General features: G+C 58.2%; 9 protein-coding genes. 4 read left to right on the top strand and 5 right to left on the bottom strand.

Features of this window, described 5'->3' with window-relative positions; translation table 11 throughout:
* Window positions 1-228: 228 nt before the first annotated feature.
* Window positions 229-1,959, bottom strand: coding sequence for a potassium channel family protein (locus tag HMPREF2527_RS02740; RefSeq protein WP_070506191.1), 1,731 nt, complete (start codon window positions 1,957-1,959; stop codon window positions 229-231).
* A gap of 113 nt (window positions 1,960-2,072) precedes the next feature.
* On the opposite strand from HMPREF2527_RS02740, the gene HMPREF2527_RS09670 reads away from it, so the two are divergent.
* The 4 genes from HMPREF2527_RS09670 to HMPREF2527_RS02725 all read left to right on the top strand — a co-directional run bounded on the left by HMPREF2527_RS09670 (window position 2,073) and on the right by HMPREF2527_RS02725 (window position 7,891).
* Window positions 2,073-2,303, top strand: a complete 231-nt coding sequence (locus tag HMPREF2527_RS09670) for a hypothetical protein (protein WP_141744435.1) — start codon at window positions 2,073-2,075, stop codon at window positions 2,301-2,303.
* Between the two features lie 140 nt (window positions 2,304-2,443).
* Window positions 2,444-3,439 (top strand): restriction endonuclease, encoded by a 996-nt coding sequence (locus HMPREF2527_RS02735; protein WP_070506190.1) that lies wholly within the window; start codon window positions 2,444-2,446, stop codon window positions 3,437-3,439.
* A gap of 355 nt (window positions 3,440-3,794) precedes the next feature.
* A complete protein-coding gene (locus HMPREF2527_RS02730; protein WP_070506189.1) occupies window positions 3,795-6,701 on the top strand; it encodes an FAD-binding and (Fe-S)-binding domain-containing protein in 2,907 nt (968 codons plus the stop codon).
* 182 nt (window positions 6,702-6,883) lie between these two features.
* A complete protein-coding gene (locus tag HMPREF2527_RS02725) occupies window positions 6,884-7,891 on the top strand; it encodes a GIY-YIG nuclease family protein (protein WP_070506186.1) in 1,008 nt (335 codons plus the stop codon).
* 378 nt (window positions 7,892-8,269) lie between these two features.
* Here HMPREF2527_RS02725 and HMPREF2527_RS02720 read toward each other — a convergent pair whose 3' ends face one another.
* From HMPREF2527_RS02720 to HMPREF2527_RS02705, 4 genes are all read right to left on the bottom strand, one after another.
* Entirely contained in the window at window positions 8,270-8,779 is a 510-nt protein-coding gene (locus HMPREF2527_RS02720) for an HXXEE domain-containing protein (protein ID WP_080975566.1), read from the bottom strand.
* Between the two features lie 220 nt (window positions 8,780-8,999).
* On the bottom strand, window positions 9,000-11,033 hold the full coding sequence (thrS, locus tag HMPREF2527_RS02715) for a threonine--tRNA ligase (protein ID WP_070506184.1): 2,034 nt from the start codon (window positions 11,031-11,033) through the stop codon (window positions 9,000-9,002).
* Window positions 11,034-11,164: 131 nt separating this feature from the next.
* The gene (locus HMPREF2527_RS02710; protein WP_049353252.1) at window positions 11,165-11,608 is read right to left on the bottom strand and encodes an ArsR/SmtB family transcription factor; all 444 of its coding nucleotides are present in this window, start codon (window positions 11,606-11,608) and stop codon (window positions 11,165-11,167) included.
* Window positions 11,609-11,737: 129 nt separating this feature from the next.
* Complete coding sequence (locus HMPREF2527_RS02705) at window positions 11,738-14,452, bottom strand: Rib/alpha-like domain-containing protein (RefSeq protein WP_070506182.1); 2,715 nt, start codon at window positions 14,450-14,452, stop codon at window positions 11,738-11,740.
* Between the last annotated feature and the right edge of the window lie 248 nt (window positions 14,453-14,700).

Here is a 14,700-nt window from a genome sequence, read left to right as displayed (position 1 = left end):
GCCCCAATTTGCACTCTCCACGGGCTAATTTTGCCTCGACAAGGCGAAATATCCCGCACGGTGGCGTGGGCGGCAATTTTCTTGCCTTCGTCTTGCCTTCGCGTGGGCTCGGCACCCAAACCCACCGCTTCAATAAGTATGCGGTGTGGGTTTGAGCGCCAAGCCTCAACTGAACTGTTATATCTGCGCTGCTATCTGCGCTACCGCAACCGAGCCGCTACAGCCCGGTTACTGTCCGCAGGGTATTTGCGAGCGGACTACTTGCTTGCGGGAACGTAGCGAGAACTTCTCACGAATAATCGTGAACGTCTGGCGGGTCTCCTCCAGCAGGGCGACCGGCTCCTGCTCGCGCACCGCAACCTCATGAGATGCCGAGGAGTCGGCAGGTTCACCAGCCCGCGCGGCGCCGGGCGCGGTGTTCGGGGTAGCCTCCGCAGAAGCTGCCGCAGCAGCACCCGGAGCGCCAGGAGTACCAGGGGCAGTAAAGCCCGCGGCGGCGCTGAAACCGGCGCGGCGTGCCGCCTCCGCATCCGAAGGAACCGGGTGCACACCGTCTTCATCCACGACCTCACGCAACGTGTAGTCGCGGGCTTCACGGCGCGCATACTCACGAGCCAGCAGGGCACGCAACTCAGAAATCTCCTGGCGAAGATCGTCCACGTCAGCCTTGGTTGCGGGGTACTCCTGCTCCTCCCTGCCACCAAACTTTTCGATAATCCAGCTCGCGAGCGCACCGGTAGCAACCGCGACCAAGCCCCCGCCGTACAGCATGACGATCACGGCGATGACCCTGCCGATACCGGTGACCGGGTAAACGTCTCCGTAGCCGACCGTGGCGAGGGTCGTGAACATCCACCAGTAGGCGGTGGGCAGGTCACGAATCATCGCGCCCGGCTCGGAGGACTCCACCGAATAGATCGACAGGGCAAACATGATGATGAAGATCGCGGTGTAGCCGAAGAGCTTCATCCCCAGTTCGGAGAGCCTCTTGTATTGGCGGTTGGCGGTCAGGTGAATCATGGCCAGGAAGCTAACGATACGCCACGCCGGCAGCAGCACGATGGCCAGGTTCATCAGGTTGTGCGTGATGAAGTAGAGTCGCCGCGGCGCCAGGTACAGGCGCACGCAGTAGTCGGCGGCGAAGAGGCCCCACAGAATCATCTGAATGATGTTGAGGTACCCGTCGTACGGCTCCTGAATGCGCGTACTCATGATGGGCGCGGCAAACGCGAGCAAGTACAGCACGGACGCCACGAACATGGGCCGGGAGGAACGCTCCTCCCACGCGGCCAGGTTCTTCTCGCCGCGGTACTTGCTGAGCGTGCGGAACAGGCGGGTGCGCGGGGCGCGACGCGGCGGGTCCGTGACGGTGCGGGTGACCGTGCGGATAGTCGTGGTGTGCGTTTCAGGTTCGCCTACGTCAATAATCTCGGCGGCGCCATCAGGGTCACCCTGGGTGCCTGCCTTCTGGGTGCCAGCTTTCTGGTCGCCCTTGCCGTGCGGGTGATGCGTGGTGCGGGTGATGCGACGCTCCTCGCGGTGCGTACCGTCCGGCGCGTCGGTGGTGGCGTACTCTTCGACGACCTCTTCGTAGTCGTCGTCGGGGTCCAGGTCGGTGGAGTAGACGGAGTGGGTGCTGTCCAGGCGGGCGCTATCAATCTGCACGGCATCAACCTGTACTGCCTCCATGCCGGGGGCGGTAGCCTCTGCGGGGCTACTTGCTGCAGCACTAGTTTTGGCGGCACTGGATTCTGCCGGTGCCGACTGGGTATAACCAGCCTTCGTGGTATTCTCAGCGGCGGCTTCAGATGCGGTAGTTTCAGATGCAACAGTTTCAGGGCGCGCAGACGCACCCACCGGGCTGTTCCCCGGAATATTGCCCGAGGTATTCCCCGAGGTATTGGGTGCTGTGCCGTTCTTTACCGTGTTGTCTGTCTGGTTCTGTTCTGCCTTATCCATAGTGTGAATGATACTCCACGCCGTTGCGTTTGCGTTTCTATTTCGTTGCACTGTGACCTTGTGCTGTGACCTTTGGGCGGCGGTCTTTACACCGCGGTTTTGTGCACGATACTGTGTCGAAATCGGGCGGCGGTTCGGTTGCGGTGGAGAACCGTTCGGGTGCGAAGATGACGGTGTATTGTGCGGGTGTGGATCGTAAGGAGCGTAGTGTGCCTGCGGGTGGCCGCGTGTTTGTGGAGGATTTGGGGGTGCGTGCTTCGGCGGGTTCTCCCCTATTTTGTGGTGTGGTGACTTCTGATAGTACTGCTAGCTGGAATGTTACGGCCCTCGGCGGGCGTGCCTAAGAGCAGCTGCGGCGCTAATAAAGCCTGCACAAGGGAAAACAGGCACCTCTGGTAACGATTATCTTTTGTATTAGAGGTATATTAAGAACGGACTACCCGCCGTTATTAACCAGCCGTTATCAATCAATGGAGATACACCGATGACCGCTCAGTCGCCTGATACCACTGAGGTTGAACTTCCCAAGTTCTACGAATTCATTCCCAGCATTCTTGCTTACCTATCTGACGGCAACTCCCGCACCAATAAAGAGATTTATAGCGCTGTAGCAGAGCGCTACCCGCTTTCTGACGAGCAGCTACTACCCTACCTGCCGAACGGCAAGCGTCCCGTCTATGTGGACCGCATTAGTTGGGGCTTGACCTATCTCAAGATGTTCGGTGCGGTTGATTCCCCTCGCCGCGGTCAGCAGGTTATTTCTGACGAAGGCTTGAAGCTGATTGAGGCTCATCCTGGGGGCATCCCCGATGATGTCGTCGCGCATATCGTTCGTTCCGCCCGCAGCACGCGTGAGCGTTCCCAGTCTGATAGTTCCGAGCAGGACCCGCAGGAAACCCCGAAGACCGCTACCAAGACTGTTGCCGTCACGACTGCACCCTCTGAGGTGTCTGATAGCACCCCGCAGGAACTCATTGATGAAAGCATCACTCAGATTGAGTCCGCGCTGACGCACGACATTTTGGAGCGTGTGCGCGCCATGTCTCCCACTGCTTTTGAGCAGCTGGTGGTTGATGTTCTTCTGGCGATGGGCTACGGTGGTCCGGCAGGACGCGGTACCGTCACTCAGGCGTCCAATGACGGCGGTGTTGACGGAATTATTGACCAGGACGCTTTGGGTCTTTCGAAGATTTATGTCCAGGCTAAGCGTTACGCCAAGGACAATGTGGTGAGCCGCCCCGACCTTCAGAACTTTGTGGGCGCGCTGCACGGCAAGGCAACGCAGGGCGTGTTCATCACGTCCAGCTCCTTTACGTCTGGCGCACGCGGCTACGCGGAGGAACTTGGCAGCGGAATTTCTCTCGTTCTGATTGATGGTGAGCACCTGGCGCGCCTCATGATTAAGTACGGTGTTGGTGTGCAGGTGGCACGTACGTACACCATCATGAAGCTTGATGAGGACTTCTTCGACGAAGCCTAAACGCTACACAAGCGTGGGATGGAAAGCCTGTAGCTTTCTGCCCCACGCTTTCTTTTGGGTTAGCCGCCTTTATGGTTAGCCGCTGGAATGTTACGGCCCTCGGCGGCCGCGCCTAAGAGCAGCCACAGCGTTCAGAGTGTGGTGGGTGCGCCTCCGCAGGCCCGGGCGTATTCCCCCGGAAAACCAGCAAATACGCGGCAAACCTACGCATCAGCACGGTGTATAACCCACCCCCTTTATGGCGACAAGTAGTCGCCAAGCTTAGCCATAGCTAACCGGAAAAGACGGCGTTCAAAGGAAGATACTGGAATAAGGACAGCATTCACACACCTGTCACCAGTAAGGAAGCAAGATCATGACCGTCGTGTCAAACACGTCCGAAGCACTCAAGTCCCCCTACGAGGACACCCTCAAGCGCCTACTCTCCGATGCGCGCGCAGAAGCCGTCGAATCGAGCGTCTCCGAACTCGAACGCCTCGCTATTGCACACGACGCATCCCACTACCTGCTCGTGCCCGCCGGCCTGGTCCGCCCCGACTCCGCCGAAGACGTCGCAAACATCTTCCGCGCAGCCGGCGACCTTGGCCTGCCGCTGACCTTCCGCTCCGGCGGTACCTCCCTCTCCGGCCAGTCCAGCGGTGACGGCCTGATGGTCGACACCCGCCGCCACTTTAAGAAGATTGAGGTTCTTGAAGACGGCAAGAAGGTTCGCGTGCAGCCCGGTGCGACCATCATGATGGTCAACAACTACCTGGCACCCTACGGCTACAAGCTCGGCCCGGACCCCGCCTCCTGGTCGGCCTGCACCATCGGTGGTGTGGTTGCGAACAACTCCTCCGGCATGTCGTCGGGTACTGCCTACAACACGTACAACACCCTGGATTCCATGGTGTTCGTGCTCCCCAGCGGCACCATCATCGACACCGCTGAGCCTGACGCCGACCAGAAGCTACGCTCCCTCGAACCTGAACTTCACGAGGGCCTGCTGCGCCTGCGCAAGCGCGTCACCGAAAACCCCGAATCCATGGCGAAGATTCGCCAGCAGTACTCCATGAAGAACACCATGGGTTACGGCCTGAACTCCCTGGTCGACTTTGAGACCCCCGTGGACATTCTGCAGCACCTGCTGATTGGTTCGGAGGGCACCCTCGGCTTTGTTGCTTCGGCAACCTACCGCACCCGCCCGATTCTGAAGAACATTTCCACCGGCCTGCTGGTGTTCAACAACCTGATTGATGCTGCACGCTCCGTACCCGAGCTGGTTGCCAACAAGCTGGCCACCGTCGAGCTCATGGACGCCACCAGCATCCGCGTGGCTCAGCGTACCGGCCAGGCTGCGGAGGCGCTCGCCGCCATTGACGTGAAGGACCACGCCGCCCTGCTGGTTGAGTTCCAGGGCAACTCCGAGCAGGAGCTGAGCGACCTGGCTGCCGCTGCGGCACCCATGTTTAAGAGCCTGCCCGTGGCTTCGCCGGTGTCGATGACCAGCAAGCTGTCTGAGCGTAACGCCCTGTGGGCTGCCCGCCGCGGCCTGTACACCACCGTTGCAGGTAACCGCCGTTCTGGCACCAACGCACTGCTGGAAGACGTGGTTGTTCCTGTTGAGGTTCTGGGCAACACCTGTAGCGACCTGACCAAGCTGTTCGATTCGCACGGCTACAAGGATTCCGTGATCTTCGGTCACGCGAAGGACGGTAACATCCACTTCATGCTGAACGAGCAGTTCCGCGACCCGAAGCAGCTGGACCGCTACCGCGACTTCACTGAAGAAATGGTTCAGCTGATTCTCGGTAACGAAGGCTCGCTGAAGGCTGAGCACGGTACCGGTCGTATCATGGCTCCGTTTGTGAGCCGCCAGTTCGGTGAGGAGCTCTTCGACGTGATGCGCCAGATTAAGCGCCTCATTGACCCGAAGGGCTTCATGAACCCGGGCGTTCTGCTGGTTGAGCCGGGCACCGACTACGTGACCGATCTGAAGGTCGCTGAGACCGTTGAGGAAGAAGTCGACCGTTGTGTGGAGTGCGGCTACTGTGAGCCGGTCTGCCCCTCCCGCAACCTGACTTTGACCCCCCGTAAGCGTATTGTGCTGCGCCGTGAGATTGCTGCCGCTGAGGCGAACGGCGACCACGAGCTCGCTGAGCGCCTGCGTAAGGAGTACGAGTACTACGGCATTGAGACCTGTGCTGTGGACGGCATGTGCCAGACCCGCTGCCCCGTGAACATCAACACCGGTGACCTGATTCGCCGCCTGCGTTCTGAGAACCAGGACAAGATGGCTGCCGCCGGCTGGAAGGTCGCCGCACAGCAGTGGGGCATCATGGACAAGGTCGCCGGTAAGTCTCTGACTGTGGCTAAGAAGCTGCCGTTCCCCGTGGTGCACGGTACCACCAACATCGCCCGTAAGGTCATGGGCGACGACATGGTTCCTTCCTACAAGAAGGACCTGCCGGTTGGTGGCCCGGCGCGTAAGCCGCACAAGGACGCAACCGCTGAGATTGTGTTCTTCCCTGCCTGCGTGAACTCCATGTTCGGCGGCGTGGACGGCGACGGCAAGCACGACCCGGTCAACGCAACCCAGGCGTTCATTCGCCTGTGTGAGCGTGCGGGCGTGAAGTACCGCATCCCGGACAATATTGGTGAGATGTGCTGTGCTACCCCGTGGAAGTCGAAGGGCTTCACCGACGGCTACTCGATTATGAGTGACCGCGTGCTGAAGTCCCTGTGGGAGGCTACTGACGGTGGCCGCCTGCCGGTCGTGTGTGACGCTTCGTCCTGTACTGAGGGCCTTGAGGTGATGCGCGAGAAGGTTATTAAGGCGCTTGAGCACAAGATCGTGAACGGCCTGAAGCCGGGTGAGCCGGACTACTCGCGTCTGCGCATGTACGACGCGGTGCAGTTCGCCGCCGATAACATGCTGGACAAGCTGACTGTGTCTGCTCCCCTGCCGTCGGTTGCTCTGCACCCGACCTGCTCCATGACTCACCTGGGTACTCAGCCTGCGTTTGAGAAGATTGCGAACGCGATGAGTGACGACGTGTACGTGCCGAAGCACTGGGGTTGCTGTGGTTATGCGGGTGACCGCGGTATGCTGCACCCTGAGCTGACTGCGAGCGCTACGGAGGCGGAGGCTGCCGAGCTGAGCGAGCAGAAGCAGTTTGCCGCATATATTTCGGCTAACCGCACCTGTGAGCAGGGTATGACGGAGGCGACCGGCCACAGCTACCAGAACGTGCTGCAGTTGCTGGAACGCACCACCCGCTAAGAGGCTGAGCGCATAGCGGTATAAAGAAGGGACCCGGCGGGCTATCTGATGGATAGCCTGCCGGGTCTTTTTGATGACTTGCAGTATCTCGCAGGAATCAATAACCCTGTATTATTGCTACTCAGGACCCCTATGAGGGTCTCATCTCGATTGTTCACTCACAACGGCAGCGAAGGAGCACCGTGTCTATCACCCCGACTACTGTTCGGCTATATACAACTCTTTGGGAGGGCGATGTTGTAGAGCGTGTTACTTACCAGCTCTATAACCGAAACATCACGATTGATAAGCTCCCCCGCACTCTGCTTGAGAAATACAAAAACGAAGAGGAACTGCATTTCTCCGGTATCTACTTCCTCACGAATTCCTCAGCAAACGACCCCCGCCTGTATATTGGCCAGGCGGCAAAACGCCTGAATGGAAATGGGCTGATAGGCCGTATTCGTGAGCATGACCGCTCTAAGGATTTCTGGGATACCGCGTACCTGATTACTTCCACCGACAATTCTTGGGAAGCGACAGAGCTCAACTACCTGGAAAGCGCGTTCTGTCGTGAGGCTCAGAAGGTTGGCAGATATCGTCTGGAGAATGGCATTATCCCCTTCGCCGGAAATATCGCAAAAGTGAAGAAAGCAATTCTGCGTTCCCTCGTCCTTGAAGTTCTACTGATGCTACGCGCGAGTGGTCACCGCATGTTTGAGCCCATCACCCCGAAGAAGGCTAAGTCGACGGGTACAGAGGTAACAGCGAATGCACCGGCTGATGATTCTTCTACTATTTCTCAGCCGGAAGAAGCTCAACTCCCTGCCGCTTTGGCTGATGCAGTATTCCGCATTAAGCGCAAGGAGTTGAAGCATCCGGCTCGCGCTCGGATTGTCAATATCTCTGGTACTCGTGTGGGCGTTGAAGTATTTGAGGGTGAGCTTCTGCCGGTGCGTGCACCGAAGAAGGCCGAGGCGCGCTGTCTGAAGGATTTGGAGGCTTTGGAAGTTACCCGCGCTGAGCAGGTTGCCGCCGGTCACCTGGATGGTTTGAAGATTGTGAAACCGATTGAGTTTACAAGCCAGTCTGCTGCTTCCCGTTTTGTTCTGGGCGGCGCTTCGAGCGGTAATGCGGATTGGGTTTTGGAAACTGATCCGAACATTTCGCTGGGTGTGTTCCTGCAGAACCTTGACGGTTCTCAGAACTAATCCCCTGTGTGCTGTGTATGAGAAGACCCGGCGGGCTATCTGATGGATAGTCTGCCGGGTCCATTTTCGTCTGCTACAGCACTTATTTTCGACTATTAAATAGTCCAATAATCAATACTGCTATTGAGATGCCATAGAGAATTCCAAGCACCAGGTCGCTGATATTTGACACTACATTCAAGATAATTGCCAGGATCAAGAACAACATCCCAACAGGAACATACTTATTCGACTTCATACGCTCGTGCTCCCTCAATAATCAACAGCGATACGCCATTTCAGGGCTATATTAAATATCTACAGTATACATAATATTGATCTATCGAGAAAATCGCCAAAATTGAGAGGAATCTGACGGTTGTTTCGTGCTACATCTTTTCATTGTGTTTTATTATCAATTTTACGAGTCACTACCCCCATTATCCAGTGAACAAATATCAAATTTAGAAACATTAAAATTACACACAGAATGGATGCTGCAACTATACTTTCAAAAGTAAGCCCCAAATATTCAACGGAACTATATACTAAATAAACACTACCCGGAAAAAGTACAATGCTTGAAATTAGCGACGGAATATACCTCCTTACTACGATGCTTTGCGCTATATGAATTAATAAATGTATCAAGAATGCGATAAACACACCTATCCACACTACATACATTTTCCATATTGTAGCCACATAGGTCACCGCAATACATATCACGTATTCTTCAAGAACCGCAACCGCAAACCCTTCAGTACTGAAGTTTCTATACAATTTTCGAAGGATGCTATATTTTTCTATTAGGTCAAGATTTTTTTCAAACCATACCCTGAAACCTACTATCTCCTCCATCTCATGGACCATAAAAATAACAGGAAACAACCACAGATTTACTTCCACTTTCACCTTCCAGATATCTAGATTTAATTACATAGACCAAATAATTCCTTGTCGTTATTATTTTTCAAATATAATCATCATTTCAATTATAAGACCGTGGTGAAAAATTTTAGACTGGAACACTCCTCTTTTTAGAATACACAAAGAAACCACCCCCTCCGCAGCTTGTCGCCACGAAGGGGGTGGTTTCTATATATGAGTTAGACCAGAAAGCCTAGTACTACTCAGTAGCCTCCGTGCTGGGCTTGGGGTCTTCGTTCACGCGGTTGCGGATATGCTCCACAATACGTGCCACAGCCTCATCCACGGGCACGCCGTTCTCCTGCTTGTTGCCGCGGAAACGGAACGAAACAGCGCCGTGCTCCGCATCCTCACCGCCAGCAATCAGAATGAACGGAACCTTCTCAGTAGACGCGGTACGAATCTTCTTGGTGAAGCGATCCGAACCGTAATCCACCTCAACACGCACACCGTGCGCACGCAGCTTGTCCGCGATCTCGGTCATGTAGTCGTTGAACGCCTCAGCCACCGGCACACCAATCACCTGGACCGGTGCCAGCCACGCCGGGAACGCGCCCGCATAGTGCTCAGTCAGCACACCCAAGAAGCGCTCAATCGAGCCGAACTTCGCCGAGTGAATCATGACCGGCTCCTGCACGGTACCGTCCGCAGCCTGGTACTCCAGACCGAAACGGCTCGGCTGGTTGAAGTCGTACTGAACAGTCGACATCTGCCAGGTACGGCCAATCGCGTCCTTCGCCTGAACCGAAATCTTCGGACCGTAGAACGCAGCACCACCGGGATCCGGGACGAGCTCCAGGCCGGTCTCCTTCGCAACCTGCTCCAGAACCGCGGTAGCCTCCTCCCACTGCTCATCAGTACCGATGAACTTATCCTTCTTATCGCCCTCAGTGTCGCGGGTGGACAGCTCAAGGTAGAAGTCGGTCATGCCGAAGTCCTCAAGCAGGCTCAGCATGAACTTCAGCAGGTGACGCACCTCGTCCGGTGCCTGCTCCTTCGTCACATACGAGTGGGAGTCATCCTGGCTGATCATGCGCACGCGGGTCAGACCCTGCAACACACCGGACTTCTCGTCACGGTACACGGTGCCGAACTCGAAGAAACGCAGCGGCAGCTCACGGTACGAACGGCCACGAGAACGGTAAATCTCGTTGTGCATCGGGCAGTTCATAGCCTTCAGACGGTAGTTGCCGTTATCCAGCTCCATGGGCGGGAACATGCCGTCCGCATAGTACGGAAGGTGACCGGAAGTGTAGAACAGGTCTTCCTTCGAAATGTGCGGGGTGCTGACGTACTGGAAACCCTCCTGAATGTGGCGGGTACGCACGTAGTCTTCCATCTCGCGCTTAATCACGCCACCCTTGGGGTGAATCACCGGCAGGCCGGGGCCAATGTTCTTCGGGAAGGAGAACAGGTCCAGTTCACGGCCCAGGCGGCGGTGGTCACGGCGCTCCGCCTCAGCGATGCGCTCCTTGTACGCCACCAGCTCGTCCTTAGTCGGCCAAGCGGTACCGTAAATACGCTGTAGCATGGGGTTCTTCTCAGAACCGCGCCAGTACGCGCCACCGGCACGCATCAGGGCGTAACCGTTAGCAATCAGCTTGGTGTTCGGCAGGTGCGGGCCGCGGCAGAGGTCCTTCCAGACAGTCTCGCCGGTCTTCGGGTGCACGTTGTCGTAAATGGTGATTTCACCCTCGCCGACCTCCACGGATGCGCCCTCGGCAGCGTCCGCACCAGAACCGGGGCCCTGGGTCAGGGAGAGCAGTTCCAGCTTGTACGGCTCGTTCGCCATCTCGGCGACAGCCTCGTCGTGGGTGACCACGCGGCGGCGGAACAGCTGACCGGACTTGATGATCTTAATCATCGACTTCTCGATCTTCTTCAGATCTTCCGGGGTGAAGGGCTCAGCCACATCAAAGTCAAAGTAGAAGCCGTCAGTAATGTACGGGCCAATACCCAGCTTGGCGTCCTTGCGGTACTCCTGCACCGCCTGCGCCATCACGTGCGCAGCGGAGTGGCGCAGAACGTTCAGGCCGTCCGGTTCGTGAATGAAAACCGGCTCAACAGAATCGCCAGCAGACAGCTCATGGGAGAGATCAACGAGCACGCCGTTCACGCGTGCCACAACGATCTTCGGGTCGTCAGCGAACAGCTCAGCAGCAGTCTTCGCGGTAACCTCGCGTTCCTCACCAGAAACGCTAATAACAATTGCTGAAGAATCAGCGGCAGACATAAGTCTCCTTAACTCAGGCGCGCGCGGCCGCTCGGGGCGCCGCGGGTGCGCATACTATTCCGCACTGTACTGGTGCACGGACACACACCATCTTACAACGGCTCCCAGCAAACGCTCAGCTTGAGGGCAGACTAGTCCGCATGATGCTCACGCGTATGCTCATACACGTCAACCACAATGTGGCTAATATGGTCGTCCTTCAGGCGGTAAATCGTGGTGCGGCCCTGCTGCTCACGGTCAATCACGTGCGCCTCACGCAGGATGCGCAGGTGGTGCGAGGCGAGCGGCTGCGAAATACCCAGGCAGGTGTGCAGCTCGCTCACACTGTGCGGGCGATGCATCAGATGGTGCGCAATCGCCAGGCGCAGCGGGTTCGCGAGCGCAGAGAAAATCGCCACGGACGGGCCGAACTGTTCCTCCCAGTCCTTGGGGCTGTTGCCTTCGAGGAGGGGCGCGTTGGTGGGCACCTCGTGGGCGTGCTCGGCGGTGTGCTCGGCTACGTGCTTCGCTACCTGCTCGGCGGCGTAGTGAGCGTGGGTGGTTTCGGTCTGGTCTGTGTGCTGGCTCTGAATCATAGTATTTTCACCTTATGTACAGGAAAGGGGGCACGTCAAGGAAGTGACGCCTGCGCGGCGTGCTTTCTTGAGCGTGCCCCTCTCCCCTAACTGCGCATCAGCTCGCGGGTATGCAACCCTAGCGGGCCCTTAGCGGTTAGCGACTGCCACCTGCAGGTAACCTTCAGCGGACTTTACGCCCTTGTCAGTCACTGCGCGGTAGCGGACCAGCGGTGCGAAGCCCTGCTTATTCTTAGCAGATACCGCGATGCCCTGGGTGCCGTCGGGCAGGGTCACCACACGGTAGGTGCCGTATTCGTCGCTGTATGCGCTGACGGCCTGGCCGCGCTGGTTGAGCAGCTCGAGCTTCTTCACGGTTTCGCCGCGGCTGTATGCGCCGAAGGATGCTTCGTCGTTGTTCAGGACAGCCACGTTCTGGGTGGTGCCCGAGTACAGGGAGACGGAGTCCTCACGCGCGATGGGGCTGTTCTTATCGACCACGTGAACCTTCAGCGGGATCGAGTACAGCTGCGCGGCGGAGCCCCTCTTCGCCTTCACATCAGACATGCGTGCGGGTGCCTTGCCGGTGCGGTTCACGGTGATGTTCGTGCCGTTGTCGCGGCGCAGATCCCAGGTGGTGCCGGTAACGTCGTGGGTGTTCAGGTCGATCGAGTAGGTGCCGGTCTTGCCGTTGGAGGCAAAACGGATGCCGGTCTCCGCGCTGGAGAACTGGCCGCCAGCAGTGTTGACCTTCTCCTTGTTGACCCAGCGGCTGGGGCGGAAGTTCGGGGTCTGCTGGATTTCCTGGAAGTTGTAGTCGCGCGCGTAACGGTAGTTCGGGGAAACCTTGTGCGACTGGTGAACACTCTGCGCGACTGCGGTCTCGCCGGAGTAGACGGTGGCGTGGTGCTCGGCGGGCTGGTAGAACACGCCGGAGCCGGTGCCGGTCTTACCGTAGGAATCCGAGGGGTACTTGAACTTCACGGCGTCCGAAGCCTGGTTCACTGCCGCGTTCTGAGTCTCGGCGTCGCTGATGCGCACGGCCTTGGGGGTGCGCACGGCGGAGCGGCGCACGGTCACGGGGCGTGCAATCTTGTGCGCGTCAGCGTTCGAGTCGGCAGCCTGGTTGTTGCTCTGCGGCAGAACCTGGGTGCCCTCGCGGCGTGCAGTGTTCTCAGCGGACTCGGTGTAGTTCACGGGCATCCACTGCACCTGCTGCCAGGGGAACTGGTTGCCGGTGAAGCCGCTGGGCACGAAGTTCGCGAACATTGCCGCCAGCTGCGGGTCTTCCTTATACACGTTCTTACCCTGGCGGGCGTAGGGCGCGTAGGAGCTTGCCGCCTCCAGGTTGAATGCGTTGGTGAAGAGGTTGTGGTCCGTGAGGATGAAGCCGTATTCCTTCATTGCGGTCAGGATCATGCGGGTGAGCTGGTCGTCAGCGTGGCCGGTGTTTGCCAGGTGCTCTTCCACATCAAAGCTTGCGGGCAGGAAGCCACGCTGACCTGCGCGGGGTGCGTTCGGGTACTTGCTCGCGTCAATCTTGCCGTCGGTACCCTTCGCGGGGAAGGAGGAGACCAGTGCAGCGTAGTCAGCCGCGGTGATGGACACCATGTGGTTGATTTTGCCGGCCTTGAGCTCGTCCACACCAATCTGGGTGAGCTCATTTGCCAGGCCCACCACGGAGGAGGTGCCGTTCTTGAGGGTCAGCCAGTAGTTGTCTTCGCCCACGCCGCCGAAGTTCGGCTTAGCGAGCATGTAACCGCCGGAGGACACGTGGTAGGTTGCCGGGTAGTCAACCGCCACGGGAATGTCCACGGTGCCGCGGGTGCCTGCGGGAATCTTGTAGGTAATCTCGCCGGTGGTCTCGTTGATGGACGCGCCGGGCACGTTCTTCGCCAGGCGGAACTTCGCACCGCGAGCAATCGGGTAGGAGGTGCGGGCGTTGCCGGACTTCACGTCAATGCTGACGGGCGCCTTGATGGTGACGGTCTGGCCTGCGTTGCCGCGGCCAACGTTGTCGTACTGAATCTTGGCGCTCTTGGGGGTGGACGCGTTGCCACCGCCAACCTGCACACGGGCGGTGCTGGTGTAGGTCTGTGCGTCTGCATCCTTGACGAACTTGAAGTAGGAGCGCCAGATGCCGGTCGCCTCGTCGTACAGGGCGACGGACTGGTCGCCGGAGAGGCCGTGGTCCTCGGCAAGCCAGTTCGGGATCGGGATGCCGCCGGTGAGGATGCGCTTGTTCTCTGCGTTGGCGTTGACGCGGCCATCGCGGGAGACGACCTCGACGTACTCCTGGTGCGGGTTCGCGGAGTTCACGGCGAGGGTCGGGATGTTTTCGTGGCCGCCGACGGTCTGGGTGCGAATCTTCTTGAGGGTACCGCCGTTGATGGCGGTGGTGACGGGGTGGTTGCCCGCATCGCCGCTGTATTCGAGGAAGGTGCGGCTAATTTCGCTGCTGTTGGGCGCGACGGCTTCGGTGCCGGTGAGCTTCTGGGCTGCGAAGGAGTCGCTGGCGAGCTTGCCGCTCAGCGGCGAGGTGTTCTCGGTGGTGGTCAGCTGCTCCTTGGTGAGGGAGGAGTTGACGGGTGCGAGAGTGTCGATGGTCTGTGCCTGCTGGTCGGGGTTCCAGTAGCAGGTCGGACCGGGCGCGACGTTGGTGATGTTCGCGAGGGTCGGCACGGTGCGGTAGCCTGCGTCGACGCAGGTGGTACCGGATACGTTGCGGGTGGAGGCGGTCGCACCGAAGGTCGCGGGGAGGTTCGCGCCGGTGATGACGGTTGCCAGTGCTGCGGAGGCAGCGATGGTGGCACGGCGGCGGTTTGTCGGGCGCTGTGCCGGATTTTTGGATGCAGTTGCGGTCATGTTTTTCTTCCGTTCGTGTCGGCTTGTTTGAGTGAGTGCGTTTGTATGAACAAACACGGACGTGAGTGAAATATGCATCTGAGGGTGTGCCCGGGTGGGTCCCGATCTTCTGGCAGGAATTCTCAGGAAACTCTCAGATAATCCCCATACCCTACATAGTCTTTTGGGCGAACGCAAAACGAGTTTGTGATTTGGGGCACCGATTTTTTGATAAAGGTTCAGGTTTAGAGTCACATCTCCTTGCACCA

This window comes from Rothia sp. HMSC071B01, from assembly GCF_001808945.1.
Classification (GTDB): domain Bacteria; phylum Actinomycetota; class Actinomycetes; order Actinomycetales; family Micrococcaceae; genus Rothia.
Note: the sequence above shows the minus strand (reverse complement) of the source record. Positions and strands in the feature narration are given on the sequence as shown.

What these genes read in the sequence shown, in the direction of transcription:
- HMPREF2527_RS02735 (WP_070506190.1), top strand. Translation starts at nt 2,444, where the DNA reads ATGACCGCTCAGTCGCCTGATACCACTGAGGTTGAACTTCCCAAGTTC.
- HMPREF2527_RS02730 (WP_070506189.1), top strand. Translation starts at nt 3,795, where the DNA reads ATGACCGTCGTGTCAAACACGTCCGAAGCACTCAAGTCCCCCTACGAG.
- thrS (WP_070506184.1), bottom strand. Translation starts at nt 11,033, where the DNA reads ATGTCTGCCGCTGATTCTTCAGCAATTGTTATTAGCGTTTCTGGTGAG.
- HMPREF2527_RS02705 (WP_070506182.1), bottom strand. Translation starts at nt 14,452, where the DNA reads ATGACCGCAACTGCATCCAAAAATCCGGCACAGCGCCCGACAAACCGC.
- HMPREF2527_RS02710 (WP_049353252.1), bottom strand. Translation starts at nt 11,608, where the DNA reads ATGATTCAGAGCCAGCACACAGACCAGACCGAAACCACCCACGCTCAC.
- HMPREF2527_RS02740 (WP_070506191.1), bottom strand. Translation starts at nt 1,959, where the DNA reads ATGGATAAGGCAGAACAGAACCAGACAGACAACACGGTAAAGAACGGC.